The organism is Neorhizobium sp. T25_13 (assembly GCF_002968675.1).
Lineage (GTDB): Bacteria > Pseudomonadota > Alphaproteobacteria > Rhizobiales > Rhizobiaceae > Neorhizobium > Neorhizobium tomejilense.
Genome location: NZ_PVBI01000001.1, coordinates 1 through 14979, shown reverse-complemented (window position 1 = coordinate 14979; position 14979 = coordinate 1). Strand labels below are relative to the sequence as shown.

The following is a 14979-nucleotide window of genomic DNA, read 5'->3' as shown; positions in this document are numbered from 1 at the left end:
AAGAGACATCATGGTCGAGATTCCATCCGGCAGCGCAGGCGCCATCCCCTCCGCCGAAGTCGAGGATGTCGAGCTTTATCATCCGAAAAGCTGGTGGACGAAATATGTATTCAGCCAGGATGCCAAGATCATTGCCGTGCAATATTCGCTGACCGCCATCGCGATCGGCCTCGTGGCGCTGGTGCTCTCCTGGCTGATGCGTCTGCAGCTTGCCTTTCCCGGCTATTTCGCCTTCATCGATGCCGATCACTATTATCAGTTCATCACCATGCACGGCATGATCATGGTGATTTATCTCCTGACTGCGCTGTTTCTCGGCGGCTTCGGCAACTACCTCATTCCTCTGATGGTCGGCGCGCGAGACATGGTGTTCCCTTATGCGAACATGCTGAGCTACTGGATCTACCTGCTGGCGGTACTGATCCTGGCCGCGGGCTTTTTCGCCCCCGGCGGCCCGACAGGTGCCGGTTGGACGCTCTATCCCCCGCAGGCCGTCCTGTCAGGTACGCCCGGCGGCAAGGACTGGGGCATCCTCCTCATGCTCTCCTCGCTGATCGTCTTCATCATCGGTTTCACCATGGGTGGCCTGAACTATGTGGTGACAGTGCTGCAGGGACGCGCGCGCGGCATGACGCTGATGCGCATGCCGCTCACCGTCTGGGGCATCTTCACCGCCACCGTGATGGCGCTGCTCGCTTTCCCTGCCCTGTTCGTCGCCTGCGTCATGATGCTGTTCGACCGCCTGCTCGGCACGAGCTTCTTCATGCCTGCCATTGTCGAAATGGGCGAGCAGCTGCAACATGGTGGCGGCAGCCCGATCCTGTTCCAGCACCTGTTCTGGTTCTTCGGGCATCCGGAGGTCTATATCGTCGCACTGCCGGCCTTCGGCATCGTTTCGGACCTGATCAGCACGCATGCGCGCAAGAACATCTTCGGCTATCGCATGATGGTCTGGGCGATCGTCGTCATCGCCGCGCTCAGCTTTATCGTCTGGGCGCACCATATGTATGTCAGCGGCATGAACCCGGCCTTCGGCTTCTTCTTCGCCACCACGACCTTGATCATCGCCGTCCCGACGGCGATCAAGGTCTACAACTGGGTGCTGACGCTATGGCGCGGCGATATCCACCTGACGCTGCCAATGCTCTTTGCGCTCGCCTTCATCGTCACCTTCGTCAATGGTGGCCTGACGGGCCTGTTCCTCGGCAATGTCGTCGTCGACGTGCCACTGTCGGATACCATGTTCGTCGTCGCGCATTTCCACATGGTCATGGGCGTGGCGCCGATCCTCGTCATCTTCGGGGCGATCTGTCACTGGTATCCGAAGGTGACGGGACGCATGCTGAACGAGACGCTCGGCCAGATCCACTTCTGGACCACCTTCCTCGGCACCTATGCGATCTTCTTCCCGATGCATTACCTCGGCCTGCTCGGCGTGCCGCGCCGCTACTTCGAGATGGGAGAGACGGCATTCGTTCCGCCTTCGGCCCATACGCTGAACATCTTCATAACGGTCATGGCACTGATCGTCGGGGCCGCGCAGATGGTTTTCCTGTTCAATCTGGTCTGGAGCCTTTTCCGCGGCAGGGAGGCAGGCGGCAATCCATGGCGGGCAACGACGCTGGAATGGCAGACGCCGCAGACGCCGCCTGCCCACGGCAACTGGGGCAAGGAGCTGCCGGTGGTCTACCGCTGGGCCTATGACTACAGCGTGCCGGGAGCGGCCGAGGACTTCATTCCGCAGACCGTGCCGGCAAGCGGCGGCATCACACGCGAGGTTCCGGCATGAGCGTCACGCTGATCTTCCTTGCCGTTATCGCCGCCATCATTGTCTGGTGGCTTTCCGGACAGCGGCTGGCCTCGAAACCCTGGCTCGAAACCGGGTCCGTGCAGCTGCCGGATCATCACGGCGCCGATCGGCAACAGCCGCCCGTACCGGCGGTGAAAATCGGCCTCTTCGTGTTTCTCGGCGTCGTCGGCGCACTCTTCAGTCTTGCCGTCAGCGCCTATTTCATGCGCATGGCATCGACGGACTGGTGGGGCACACCCGTTCCTCGGCTGCTCTGGGTCAACACCGCAGCACTGGGCTTAAGCAGTGTCGCGCTGCAATGGGCGAGACGAGAAGCGGGGCACGGCCACATGGAAAGCCTGCGGCCGGTGCTTGCTGTCGCATTTGCCCTTGCCCTCTTCTTTCTCGCTGGACAGGTCCAGGCATGGCGGGAACTGACGGCGGCCGGCTACGTGCTGGCCGACAATCCCGCCAACAGCTTCTTCTACATGCTCACCGGCCTGCACGGCCTGCATATCCTCGGCGGGCTCGCCGTGCTCGCTCAGACGACAGTCAGGGCATTCGCGAGCGACGTTCAGCCGGACAGGCTGCGCCTCAGCATCGATCTTTCCGCCATCTATTCGCATTTCATGCTCGCCGTCTGGCTCCTGCTCTTTGCGCTCTTTGCCGGCTGGGCGAATGACTTCTTCGATCTCTGCCGCACATTGCTGACCTAGGGGCCGAACCAAGGGAGCTCAACCAGGAGATTTGCAGATGGCACAGACTATCGGGACACATGGCGAGCCAGACCTCAGGCCGGCGGGCCTGCGCGGTGTCGCCGCCGATTTCGCATCGGATCAGCGCGCCTTCAAGACCGCCTCCTGGGGCAAGGCGATGATGTGGATTTTTCTGCTCAGCGACACCTTCGTCTTCGGCTGTTTCCTGATCGCCTACATGACCGCCCGCATGTCGACGCCGGTCGCATGGCCCAATCCGAGCGAGGTCTTCGCGCTGCATATCGGCGGCCAGGACGTGCCGCTGATCCTGATCGCGATCATGACCTTCGTGCTGATCTCGAGCAGCGGCACCATGGCGATGGCGGTCAATTTCGGCTATCGCCGGGAACGCCACAGGACCGCAATGCTGATGCTATTGACGGCGCTCCTCGGGGCAGGCTTCGTCGGCATGCAGGCCTTCGAATGGACGAAGCTGATCACCGAAGGCGTGCGCCCCTGGGAAAACCCCTGGGGGGCGGCACAGTTCGGATCGACCTTCTTCATGATCACCGGCTTTCACGGCACCCATGTCACGATCGGCGTCATCTTCCTCCTCATCGTCGCCCGCAAGGTCTGGCGGGGCGATTTCGACCAAGAACGGCGCGGCTTCTTCACCAGCCGGAGAGGCCGCTACGAGGCCGTCGAGATCATGGGCCTCTACTGGCACTTCGTCGATCTGGTCTGGGTCTTCATCTTCGCATTCTTCTATCTGTGGTGAGGTCGTCATGAACGAGACAACGGCGCATGCACACATCCAATCTGGACAGCAGCTCCAAACCGGGCAGCAGCATCCGATCCAGCTTTACCTCTTCGTCTGGGGCCTGCTGTTCGTACTCAGCGCCTTTTCCTATATGGTCGATTATCTCGGCCTCCAGGGCTATCTCAGATGGACACTGATCCTGCTGTTCATGATGCTGAAGGCCGGGCTGATCGTTGCGGTCTTCATGCACATGGCCTGGGAGCGGCTGGCGCTCGTCTACGCCATCCTGCTGCCGCCGCTGCTGGTGCTGGTTTTCGTCGCGCTGATGGTATCGGAAGCGGACTATACGATCTTCACCCGCCTCGCCTTCTTCGGCACTGGTCCCTGACGGGCAGTGCCGAAGCCGGTTTTCCGACCTACCGACCGGTACCGCTCCCCAAGACGGATTCCGGTTCAACGACCTTGCGATACAGATGCCAGGTCGCGTGCCCAAGTACGGGGATCACGATAGCCAGACCCGCAAAGAACATCGCAAAGCCGACGACCAGAAGCACCGCCACAACGAGACCCCAGAGCATGAATTCCATGGGATTGACCACGAAGGCTTTCATCGAAGTATAAACCGCTGTCGCCGCACCAGTGTCGCGATCAAGAAGCAGCGGAAATGCAATGACTGTGGTGCAAAGCACGGCCAGAGCGAAGAGGAAGCCGACGGCAATTCCGTAGAGGATCAGCTGCCAACCCCTGCTCGTCGCAAACACCTCATTGACGAAAATCAACAGCGATTCCGGCCGTTCCGGCCCGAACAGGCTGACATAGAGCGACTGCGCCGTCAGAAGCCACAGGATAAAAATCACCGCCAGCATAAGGCCGATGGCAAGGATTGCCGGGACCGCCGGGGAATGCCTGATTTCGAGCGCATGCTGCCAGGAGGTGTCAAGGCCAAGCTCCCGCCGGCGGCTGATCTCATAAAGACCAAGCGCCGCTATTGGACCGATCAGGGCAAAGCCTGACATCAGCGGAAACAGCAGCGGCAGCGCATTGGCACCGGATGTCCAATACGCCAGGACCACACCGGCCATAGGGTAGATCAGGCAGAGAAAGACGTAGTGCGACGGCTTGGTCCAGAAATCATCCAACCCCTGACGCAGCGAGGTGAAGACATCTGCCACATTGATGCGCCGCACGGTGGGATAGGCCGCCTTCCTGGCGCCTCCCGCGATCACGTGAAAATGTGCCATAACAATTCCTCTCCATTCTTGTCACAGACAACAACGACCACAACGGATACCCGCGTTAGGAACGGCGCCATAGGACTGAACCTGCACGCGTGAAGATTATACACCCCCGGTCGAAACTTGACCAGCGGCGCACCCTACGGCGCAGAATTGATGCGCAAGTCAGCCGGCTCCGGCCAAATGACATAAGTTTCAACCGTAACCAAATTTTCTCCCTCTGAAATCGTGGCGTAGCCCTGCGCGCCCAGATTCGCACCTGAGCAGACAGGAGCCACAGTTCGCCGAATGGATGGCCACAAGCCAGCCGGTTGCGGCTGTGACATGCTCCGAAAGAGAGGTGATCATGGCCAGTCAATTTTCGCAGGCAACACGTCCGGCCAAGCACGCGAACGTCCAGCCGATTGCTACGCCGGAGCTTCCTTCCGCCGTCCCGCTGATGGCGCTTTCGACCGGGTTCTGGGCCTTCAAGACCCTGGCCGCTGCGCACGAGCTGGACCTCTTTAGCCGCCTTGCGGGCGGCGTCGGCACTACGGTTGCCGGGCTGGCGGAAGAGCTTGGTCTGAAACCACGCCCGGCCGAGATGCTGTTGACCGGCTGCGCTGCACTCGGGCTTCTGGAGAAAACGGACGGGCGCTATCGCAATACGCCGTTAAGCGAAGCCTATCTAGTGCGCGGGACACCATATTACTTCGGTGGCTTCGTGCAGATGGCCGACAAGCGGCTCTACGCTGGCTGGGGCAAACTTACCGAAGCGCTGCGAACGAACCGGCCAACCACGTGGGACCCGGAGGTACAATCCTCGCTGTTCGACGGCGAGGACGCGACAATGCTGGCGTACTTCTGGGAAGCGATGCATTCGATGTCCGCGATGAGTGCGCGCAAGCTCGGCGAAGCCGTGGATTTCAGTCGTTTCCGCCGGCTGCTGGATATCGGCGGCGGATCTGGCGCCTACGACATCGAGCTCTGCAAGCAATATGACGAGCTTGGTGCGACCGTGTTCGACCTGCCGCATGTCGCCGGGATCGCCGCAGGCAAGATTGCCGAGGCCGGCATGGCTGACCGCGTGGATACCGTCGGCGGCAGCTTCTTCGATGGTCTTCCGGAGGGGCATGACGTACATCTTCTGTCGATGATCCTGCACGACTGGGACGAGGCGACGAACCGCGCCCTGCTGCGCCGGTCCTTCGAGGCTTTGCCGAGCGGCGGTGCCGTCGTCATCAGCGAGCTTCTTGTCGACGACGAAAAGACCGGGCCAGTGTCGGCCGCGCTGATGAGCCTCAACATGCTGATCGAGACGGAAGGAGGACGAAACTACACGCCGGCCGAATATTCGGCATGGCTCGAGGAAGCCGGATTTAGGCACGTCGAGACGGTCTGGTTCGACGCGCCCGCCGCCAGCGGCGGCGTGATCGGCCGCAAGCCGTAAGGTGTAAAACGGAGTGGAATAGGCGTTCTGCCGTCCACCCCCAAGAATATGCCCCTGATCTGGAAAAATGGGAGGCCGAAATGCCTCACAACGAAACCCGCAGCAGCCGTAAGTTGTCGAGAGTGCGCCCGCCTGGATTCGCGCTGAAAACCACAGTGGCTGTAATCCGGGTTCTCATAACCTGGCAACTGACCATCACAAGACGTCGGGCAATCGCGCATTTGTCCCCCGAACAGCTGAGAGATATCGGTTGTTCCGAGGTTCCCGCGCCAGTATTTGAAATCAAGCCATGTCTGATCACGAACCTGATGTCGATGAAGTAGCGAACCGAATTCCGACGGCCGCCGGGCATTCTTATGGACTTTCATCCGGTCCTCCGAGAACCACTGAAGCTTCGACAACCTCAGCTTCCCGGTCGAGACCGGATGGACCAACCCAATGAAAACTCACGCCTAGCTAGGAGATTGTTACCGGGGTCGTGAACAAATAGCCTGCTCCACGCTCTGTGACGATCAGCTTCGGGTCGCTGGGATCCTGCTCCAACTTGCGACGCAAACGCAGAATCTGCACGTCGATGCTGCGGTCGAAAACCTCCTCGTCGTGCACGCGGCTGGCGCTCAGCAATTGGTCACGCGTGAGCATCTGCTGCGGAGAACGCAGGAATGCCGTCAGCAGATTGAGCTCGCCCGCGGTCAGCGGAACCGGCTTTCCTTCTGGAGAAACGAGGCGGCGCATCCGCATGTCCAAATGCCAGCCGGCGAACCAGTAGCGGACCCGGCGCTCGTTGCTGCGCAGGCGCTGCTGAGCGGCGGCGGAACGGCGTAGCACCGCTCTTATGCGCGCCAGCAGTTCACGGGGGCTGAAGGGCTTCGTCAGATAGTCATCGGCTCCGAGTTCGAGACCGACGATCCTGTCCGTTTCCTCGCGGCGGTGTCCGGTGACGACGATGATCGGAGCTTCGGGAGGAGTGCCTAGGCGACGCATCAGATCGAGCCCGTCCTCGCCTCCTAGCTTCATATCGAGGATAATCAGGTCGACCGGCTTTTCCCGCAGGGCCGATTCCATCGCCTGCCCGTCGGCAACTGCGCTGACGGTGAAGTTCTCTCCTTCCAGGTACTCGGCGAGCATACTGCGCATGTCCGGATCGTCATCAACGATCAGCACATGGCTCGCTGCGGAGGAGGTCATGATGATTGCTCCGATCGCTCGCGCCGCTTTTACCATTAAAGCGCCGATTTTTGGCGGTTTCGTGTTGAAATGGTCATGCACCTCGCCTGGTTGCAGCCCGGCTCCCGAATCGACCGGGCGATGAGAACACTGGCCATCGGCGTGGCCGGTGCCGGACTCTTGCTCCTTTGCTTCACCGCTTTGATGCCATGGCCGCCGATGGTGGCGCTCGGCCAGACCGCGCAGGATGCCGGAGAACCCATTACGCCCCTACGGCCCTCGGAGGCAACGGATGCCGCCAGGGTGTCGCTGGGCGAGCTTCTCTTTCACGATGCGCGTCTGTCGGGTGACGGGACGGTCGCCTGCGCGTCTTGCCACGACCTAACCGCCGGAGGAGACGACGGCCTTGAGCGTCCCGCCGGAGCCGAGGGCAAACTGCTGGATTTCAACGCCCCCACGATCTTCAATGTCTCGCGCAATTTTCGCCTGAACTGGCGCGGCGAGTTCCGCAGGATCGAGGAGCAGAACGAGGCTGCCCTGCTCGATCCCGACGTGATGGGCGCGAGCTGGAATGAACTGCTTCGAAGACTGCAGGGCGACGCTGGCTATCTCCGGAGATTTGCGGCTGCTTACAGTTCCGCCCCCACAAGGGACAGCGTCCTCGACGCACTGGCCACCTTCCAGCGTTCCCTCATCACTGTCAACGCGCGTTTCGACCGACATCTCATGGGCCAAAAGGGTGTGCTCACCTCCGAGGAACTGCGCGGCTACGAGCTCTTCAAGGAATATGGCTGTATCGCCTGCCACCAGGGGGCGAATGTGGGCGGAAACCTGTTCCAGCGGTTCGGCATCTTTGCCGATCCTTTGACGGATCGCGCGAGCGAAGACGACAGCGATCTTGGCCGCTTTACCGTCACGGGCCTGGAGCAGGATCGTCATGTGTACCGGGTTCCCAGCCTTCGCAATGTCGCGCTCACGGCGCCCTATTTCCACAACGGCCGCACCGCTTCGCTCGAGGAAGCGATCAGCATCATGGCGCGCGCGCAGCTGGGTCGCGAATTGCCGCAAGACGACATCGCATCGATCACTCGCTTCCTGAACACGCTGACGGGCGAGTACCGTGGGCGGCGTCTTGGCGAAGGGCGAAAGCCATGAGACGACTTCCGTTCCTCGCCGCCACACTGGTGGTGTTCCTCGTTGTCCTGACCTATTTCCTCGCCAAAGGCACTTCCATCAATGCTCCGCGGTACGAACGCGCGGACGCGCTACAATCGGTCATCCTGTATGACGCCGAGCTTCAAAGGGACGTGCTGCTCGGGCGGGCGGGGCTGCTACCGAACTATGACCCACTTGTCGAGTCGATGAACAACTTGCGGGTGGCTGCGGCCGACCTACCCTCCGACGACGGTTGGATTGGAAATGCCAGCTCCGACATACGGCAAAAGACCGCCGAGGTCGCCAGAGCGGTCGCCGAGCAGGAGGCGCTCGTCGAATCCTTCAAGTCGGACAACGCACTGCTGCAGAACTCGTTGTCCTATTTCAATCACCTCAGCCAGCGCCTGACCTCTCGAAACGGACAAACGGGCGTAGCGGGCGAGATCGGCATGCTGACGGCAGCCATGCTTCGATTCATCAACGCGCCCCGGCGGGATCTTGCGGAAGAAGTCACGAGTTCGATCAATGCGTTGGCGCGTCGTGCAGTGGAGCCGCCAGCAACAAGCGACGTCCACTCGCTGATTTCCCACGCCCGCCTCATCATTGGCACACTGCCGCGCGTCGACGGTCTCGTTGCCAACATCCAGTCTGCCCCGCTGGGCGGTGCCGCACGGTTGCTCCAGGACTCCTATCTCCAAGCGCATTCCCGCGCGACCAGACGAGCCAACATTTTCATGAGCCTGCTTTACGGCGTCGCAGTCGTATTGATGGGCTATGTCGCCTACTTGTTCGTCCAGCTGCGCGCCAACAGAGATCGGCTCAAGGCGAGGCTTGAACTGGAGCGGCTAGTCGCCGAGATCTCTACCCGGTTCATCAATCTGCCACGCAGTGAAATCGAGCCTGCAGCGCAGGGGGCGCTTGCGCATCTGGCATCTCACCTGAAAATCACTGGAGCCGAACTCGTTCTGCCTGAACCGAACGATTACGACGGCGTCCAGCACGAACCTGCCGACGGCATCGCCCGGACCGAAAGCTTGGCTCGACTTATCCAGAACTGGCGCGTGGATGGCCGTGAAACGCAAGGCAGCATTCATGTTCCGGACATCGCAAGACTCCCTGACGGCTACGAGAAAGAGGCGCTGGCGCATCTTGGGATCCGGTCCCTGCTCTCGATCCCAATAGACATGGCCGCAAGAGGCCGGGGTGCGGTATTCCTTTTCCACGAGCACCCGCATGCCTGGGGGGAAGACGACGTCGCGCTCTTTCGTACTGTGGCTGAAGTGTTCGCCAATGCGACGATCCGTGAACGCAGCGAGGCCGCGCGCGAAGACCTGCAACTGCGGCTCAATCGCTCGCAGCGGCTGGAGGCGATCGGAACTCTGGCGGGCGGGATCGCCCATGAGTTCAACAACATACTGGGTGCCATCCGCGGCTACGGGGAAATGGCCCTGGCCATCCTGATTAAGGATTCGCGCGCACGCAGATATGTGCTGCAGATCATGAAGGCGGGCGAACGGGCGCAGGATATCGTCGAGCAAGTCCTGGCTTTCGGTCGCCTTCGCGAACGCGAACAAAAACTCCTTGATGCGCGAACCGTCGTGGCAGAGGCCGTCGATCTCGTGCGGGCGTCGCTGCCCGCCACCATATCCCTTCATGTCGATTTGGCCGTGCACGATGCCGCCGTCATGGGCGACGGAACGGAGCTGCAACAGGTGGTCGTGAACCTCGCGACCAATGCTGCTCAGGCCATGAACGGCAGCGGCGCGGTCCGGGTCGTTTTGAAAACCGTCTTCATGCCGCACGAACGCGAGCTGTCGCATGGCTCGATGCAGGCCGGGCGCCATGTCCTGCTACAGATCTCGGATAGCGGTCCCGGCATCGACCCCACGGCGATGGAGAGGATCTTCGAACCATTCTTCACCACCAAGCCCGCCGGTCAGGGCACTGGGCTGGGGCTTTCCACCGTTCACGGAATCGTCTCCGCGCACCACGGCGCCATCGATGTGCAAAGCAAACCCGGACAAGGCGCGACATTCTCCGTTTACCTCCCGCAAATCGAGGCGACGGTGCACCCGGAGCCTGACCACGACCGATCCGTCCCGCACGGTCACGGCGAGACGATCTTGATCGTCGAGAACGACGAGTCGCTCATGCTGCTCGGCGAAGACATGCTCGCGGCGCTCGGCTACGAGCCGGTGGGCTTCGGGCATGGCAAGGCAGCGCTGTCAGCATTCCGCGCCGATCCCGGACGCTTCGATCTCATTCTCACCGATGAGATCATGCCGGAGTTGAGAGGCACCGAGCTCGCAAGTGTCATACACACCATCCGTCCCGACCTCCCGATCGTGCTGATGACGGGATATACCAGGCCCCTCAAGCCCGAACGATTGCAGGCCGCAGGGATACGCGAAGTACTGAAGAAGCCGCTGCTCTCGAGAGATCTCGGCGATTGCCTCGCACGTCAACTGCCCGCCTGAACAACGTTCTCAGTACCGGCGACGAACCCTTTCCGCCGTTACATCCGTAACGCAACAGCCCCTGCGCTGAAATCACCAAGTAGCCGCGTCTCCGTAAGATCGCCACATGTCGGCCTGCAACACGACGTCGGCCAGCCGTAGCCTATTCAACCGAATTGAAAGGAGCCGATGATGATCCGCTACGCCACACTGGGTACAAGCCTCGTTCTGTATGGGCTTCTCGGCCTCGCGATCGTCGGCTCGGTTCAGGGCATGGCCCAATCAACCGACATCGAGCGCGGTCGCTATCTCGTGAAGATCGGCGGATGCAACGATTGCCATACCCCTGGATATCTTGCGACTGCAGGCAAGGTGCCGGAGGAAAACTGGCTTGTTGGAGATGCAATTGGATTTAGCGGTCCCTGGGGTACCACCTACCCTTCCAATCTACGCGGTTTGCTCGCGAAAATGACCGAAGACGAATGGGTGGGGTACGCCCGCTCGCTGCGGACGCGGCCACCGATGCCTTGGTTCAATCTGCAGGCCTTTGCGGAAGACGACCTGCGCGCGATGCACCGCTACGTCCGCTCGCTACCGAAAGACAATCGCAGCGTTCCCGATTTCGTGCCGCCCGGGCAGCGTCCCTCGACGCCCCACATCGTCATGGTGCCGCAGGCGCCGGGTTAATGCGGTTGGCCCGTAGGCATGAGGTTCGACATGCTTCCCGTCTCACGCGGACTTGGGCGCAGAGTGCCTCTGTTGCAGCTGTAACCTTCATTCCTCGCCGCTGAAATCGGGACGTAGCAGACATGTGCGACATTGTCTCACCGAGTTGACGGTGGTTTTCGCCAACCAAAGACGAACACGGGAGAGGACCATGCAGAAGGTTCTTCTTGATCATAGGTGGCCAAACGGCATCGGGCCTGGATCGTATGACGAGGCTTCCTATGCGCTGGGCTATTCGAAACACGAACTCAGGCGGCTTGCCTTGCAGGCCGAGTTCATTCGCGATCTCACCGAAGATTTCCTGCGGCGAGCCGGGCTTGCGCGTGGCATGCAGGTGCTCGATCTGGGCTGCGGGGTCGGCGACGTGTCGCTGATTGCAGGCCAGATTGTCGGGCCTTCTGGGGCGGTGCTGGGCATCGACCGCTCGAGGGAGGCCATCGAGACCGCCGAAAAGCGGGCGGTGGAAGGTGGGCAATGCCATTGGGTTCGGTTCGACGTCGCCAAACTTGAAGATTTCGATCCGGACAGGAAGTTCGACGCGATCATCGGCCGTCTGATCATGATGTATCTGCCGAATCCCGGGGCAACGCTGCGGCGGCTCGCCGATCGCCTTCGGCCCGGCGGAATAGTGGCATTTCAAGAAATGGCGATGCCTTCGGTGCGAAGCGTCCCGGACGGGTCGGAGTTCCGCCGCTGCAGGCGCTGGATTCTGGAAACCTTCGAGCGCGGCGGCTTTGAGGTGGACATGGGGCCAAAGCTGCATACGACCTTTCTCGAAGCAGGACTGCCGGCACCGCAGATGATCGCTGCCGGGCGCGTCGAAGGCGGTCCGCAATCCTTCGTCTACGACTATGTCGCGGAAACCTTGCGCAGTCTGCTTCCGTTCATGGAGCGGCTTGGGATTGCTTCGTCCGAGGAGGTGCAACTCGATACGCTCGCGGATCGATTGCGCGCCGAGGCCACTGAGAATTCAGCCTGCATCATGCCGCCGCCACTCGTGGGCGCGTGGACACGCCTGGACGTCCCACTCAACGAGGAGCGATGAAATGCGTGAGACTACATCGATAGAACCTGTTGCGCACGTTATCAGGCGCGAAGACATTGAGGCTTTCGAGGTCTTCGGCCCGACAGTGGAATACCTGACACAGCCGCGGGATGGAGAACCGTGCATCATGCGGGGCACGATCCCGCTGCATGTTTCGGTGCCGCTTCACTCTCATGCTGACCCGGAGACGTTCATGATGATTTTCGGTGTCGTGGAAGGACTGAGCCATTCCGCAGACGGTTTCGAATGGATTGAGGTCCGGCCGGGCGACATCTTCCACGTGCCCGGCGGAGCCATGCACGCTTTTCGCAACCAGACAGGCGAACCGGCCATCATGCTGATCGTCAGCACCGACAGGATCGGGCGCTTCTTCCAAGAAGTAGGTTCGCCGGTACGTGACGGTCCTCAGGTGCGGCCGTTCGACCCGTTCGAACGCTTTCTTCAGGCTTCGAAGCGTTACGGCTACTGGAATGCCAGCCCGGAAGAAAACGCCCGCGTGGGAATCGTCCTCACGGCGCCATGAACAGCGCGGTTTTCGCGCATGCCTCCAATCGACCAGGAGATTGATACGATGACAAAAATCTCAGTGATCGGCGCAGGCACGGCCGGTCTAATCTTCGCCTACGCATTGTTGCGCAAGGGATATGAAGTGGCGGTGTATTCCGATCGCACACCCGACCAGTGGCTCAATCATTCGAAACCAACGGGAAACGCCTTCCTCTTTGGCGAGACGATCGACGTCGAACGCGAGCTGGGCATGGACTACTGGTCACAGGACATGTTGGGCGCGAGCGGCGCGCTGGTCCACATGAAGCCGGCCATCGAAGGATCCGAACGGATGATGGTTGCCGGCTCCTTTGGATCGTACGGAGGTGCCATCGACATCCGGATGCGCATCCATCGTTGGCTCAGTGACTTGGACTGTCGCGGTGGGCGACTGATTGTCGAGTCCGTTACGGCCGAACGAATTGACGAGATTGCGACCCATTCCGATCTCACCGTACTGGCAGCCGGTCGATCCGAGCTGGCCGACCTTGTTCCGCGCGACCCGGGAAGGAGTGTCTATGACGCGCCGCAACGCCACCTCGCAATGGCGATTGTCAGCGGGGTGCGAGGCTGGGATGATTTCGTCGACTTCGTTCCGGTGAAATTCAATATATACGGTGATGCTGGGGAAGCCTTCTTCGGGCCGTACACCCACAAGACCGCCGGTCCGACCTGGTGCGTTCTGTGGGAAGCAAAGCCTGGATCCTGCCTTGACCGTTTCACCGAGGCCAAGTCCGGCGAGGAGGTGGTCAACATCTCTCGCAGCTTGCTCCAGGCGCATGCATTTTGGGATTGGGATGCAGTCAAGGACATGAGATTCCTTGATGGAGACGAACACGAACACGCTTGGCTCGTTGGGCGTGTCACGCCGACCGTGCGCCAAGCTTTCGGCCTCCTGCCGTCCGGAGGACTGCTCATGCCGCTCGGAGACACCGCAATCACCTTCGATCCTATCGCCGGACAAGGAGCAAACAACGCCAACCGCATGGCGAAGTACGTTGCTGATGCCGTTATTGCCCGGCGCGACCATTTCGACGCCGCGTGGATGACCGGAGTGTCCGAGGCCTGGTGGGAGTTCCACGGTCGGTGGGCATACGCTTTTACCAAGATGTTCCTGGAGCCGCTTACGGAACCGGCAGCCGCGGTGCTGGGAGAATGCGGCCGCAATCGGCTGTTCGCAGACCAGAAGTTCTTCGGGAATTTCTCGAGGCCGCAGAATCTCTTCCCCTGGATAGAAGACACTGAAGCTGCCAGCGGGGTCATCGAAGCCTACCAAGCGCGAAAAGCGGCTTGAAGGTCCTCCAGGCATCGAATGGTTTCCTCAACCCTTTGCCTGGGCGATTCGTTCGAGGAAGGAGCAGACAATGCGCGACATCGAAAGCAAGGAGTTCGTTCTTGCAGGCATCGTCATGAAGTGCCTGTTGTCCGGAGAACAGACCGCCGGCCAGTTTTGCCTCTTCGAGAACAAGAGTGACGGAAACACGAAGACACCGATCCATGTCCACACCAGGGACGACGAGACGGTTTACGTCATAGAAGGAGAACTGACCGCGGTGCTCGATAGCCAGCCTCGACGCCTGACTTCAGGCCAAAGCATCTTCCTGCCCCGCGGCATTCCACACCAGCTTACAAACATGAGCGGCAATCCTTGCAGATACATCTTGATCGGGACCCCCGCTCTATTTGAACGCTTTCTCGAGGAGGGTGGCCACGAACTGCAGCCGAACGAAATCGTAGGAACGCCGACGCCTGAGGAGATCGAGCGTCTCCGCGAGGCCGCGCCAAGATTCGGCATCACCTTGCTCCCGGATTGGCCGCACCCAAGTAACGCTCGGAAGGTCTTTTATGGGGCCGGTGAACGAACCCGCTGCGCGGGAGGGCGCCTGCGGTTGAGGTAGAGAGCGCAGGCCGGACGTCGCGCTCGCATTGAACGTCGTCCGGCAAGGGCAGAGCATGAGGAGCTTCTTCAACAAGGA

At 60.8% G+C, this 14979-nt stretch carries 14 protein-coding genes; 12 read left to right on the top strand and 2 right to left on the bottom strand.

Translation table 11 applies throughout. From position 1 onward, the window contains the following. Positions 1 to 10: 10 nt before the first annotated feature. From C5J22_RS00075 to C5J22_RS00060, 4 genes are read left to right on the top strand one after another with little or no spacing between them, the layout of a single operon-like run. The gene (locus tag C5J22_RS00075) at positions 11 to 1789 is read left to right on the top strand and encodes a cytochrome c oxidase subunit I (protein WP_105436623.1); all 1779 of its coding nucleotides are present in this window, start codon (positions 11 to 13) and stop codon (positions 1787 to 1789) included. After that, positions 1786 to 2505, top strand: coding sequence for a cytochrome c oxidase subunit 3 (locus tag C5J22_RS00070; protein WP_105436622.1), 720 nt, complete (start codon positions 1786 to 1788; stop codon positions 2503 to 2505). The genes C5J22_RS00075 and C5J22_RS00070 overlap by 4 nt, the downstream gene beginning before the upstream one ends. Before the next feature lie 37 nt (positions 2506 to 2542). Further along, complete coding sequence (locus C5J22_RS00065) at positions 2543 to 3262, top strand: heme-copper oxidase subunit III family protein (protein WP_105403356.1); 720 nt, start codon at positions 2543 to 2545, stop codon at positions 3260 to 3262. A gap of 7 nt (positions 3263 to 3269) precedes the next feature. Next, a complete protein-coding gene (locus C5J22_RS00060) occupies positions 3270 to 3632 on the top strand; it encodes a cytochrome C oxidase subunit IV family protein (RefSeq protein WP_105436621.1) in 363 nt (120 codons plus the stop codon). A gap of 28 nt (positions 3633 to 3660) precedes the next feature. Here the strand turns inward: C5J22_RS00060 and C5J22_RS00055 are convergent, their stop codons facing one another. Further along, a complete protein-coding gene (locus C5J22_RS00055; RefSeq protein ID WP_105436620.1) occupies positions 3661 to 4485 on the bottom strand; it encodes a DUF2189 domain-containing protein in 825 nt (274 codons plus the stop codon). A 340-nt stretch (positions 4486 to 4825) separates the two neighbouring features. Here C5J22_RS00055 and C5J22_RS00050 point away from each other — a divergent pair, with 340 nt between their 5' ends. Beyond that, positions 4826 to 5908, top strand: a complete 1083-nt coding sequence (locus tag C5J22_RS00050) for a methyltransferase (RefSeq protein WP_205837132.1) — start codon at positions 4826 to 4828, stop codon at positions 5906 to 5908. A 456-nt stretch (positions 5909 to 6364) separates the two neighbouring features. Here the strand turns inward: C5J22_RS00050 and C5J22_RS00040 are convergent, their stop codons facing one another. After that, positions 6365 to 7096, bottom strand: coding sequence for a response regulator (locus tag C5J22_RS00040; RefSeq protein ID WP_105436619.1), 732 nt, complete (start codon positions 7094 to 7096; stop codon positions 6365 to 6367). Between the two features lie 75 nt (positions 7097 to 7171). On the opposite strand from C5J22_RS00040, the gene C5J22_RS00035 reads away from it, so the two are divergent. The 7 genes from C5J22_RS00035 (at position 7172) to C5J22_RS00005 (ending at position 14901) form a co-directional block, all read left to right on the top strand. After that, positions 7172 to 8230: a cytochrome-c peroxidase gene (locus C5J22_RS00035; RefSeq protein ID WP_172746454.1), complete on the top strand. Its 1059-nt coding sequence runs from the start codon at positions 7172 to 7174 to the stop codon at positions 8228 to 8230. Further along, positions 8227 to 10707, top strand: coding sequence for a two-component system VirA-like sensor kinase (locus tag C5J22_RS00030; protein ID WP_105436617.1), 2481 nt, complete (start codon positions 8227 to 8229; stop codon positions 10705 to 10707). Before C5J22_RS00035 ends, C5J22_RS00030 begins: the two co-directional genes overlap by 4 nt. A 171-nt stretch (positions 10708 to 10878) precedes the next feature. Beyond that, positions 10879 to 11373, top strand: a complete 495-nt coding sequence (locus tag C5J22_RS00025) for a hypothetical protein (RefSeq protein WP_205837131.1) — start codon at positions 10879 to 10881, stop codon at positions 11371 to 11373. 301 nt (positions 11374 to 11674) lie between these two features. Next, a complete protein-coding gene (locus C5J22_RS00020) occupies positions 11675 to 12457 on the top strand; it encodes a class I SAM-dependent methyltransferase (RefSeq protein ID WP_172746453.1) in 783 nt (260 codons plus the stop codon). A gap of 127 nt (positions 12458 to 12584) precedes the next feature. After that, positions 12585 to 12980, top strand: a complete 396-nt coding sequence (locus C5J22_RS30935; protein ID WP_172746452.1) for a cupin domain-containing protein — start codon at positions 12585 to 12587, stop codon at positions 12978 to 12980. 48 nt (positions 12981 to 13028) lie between these two features. Next, positions 13029 to 14297, top strand: coding sequence for a styrene monooxygenase/indole monooxygenase family protein (locus C5J22_RS00010; protein WP_172746451.1), 1269 nt, complete (start codon positions 13029 to 13031; stop codon positions 14295 to 14297). Between the two features lie 70 nt (positions 14298 to 14367). Further along, entirely contained in the window at positions 14368 to 14901 is a 534-nt protein-coding gene (locus C5J22_RS00005; protein ID WP_105436613.1) for a cupin domain-containing protein, read from the top strand. The last annotated feature ends 78 nt before the right edge of the window (positions 14902 to 14979 follow it).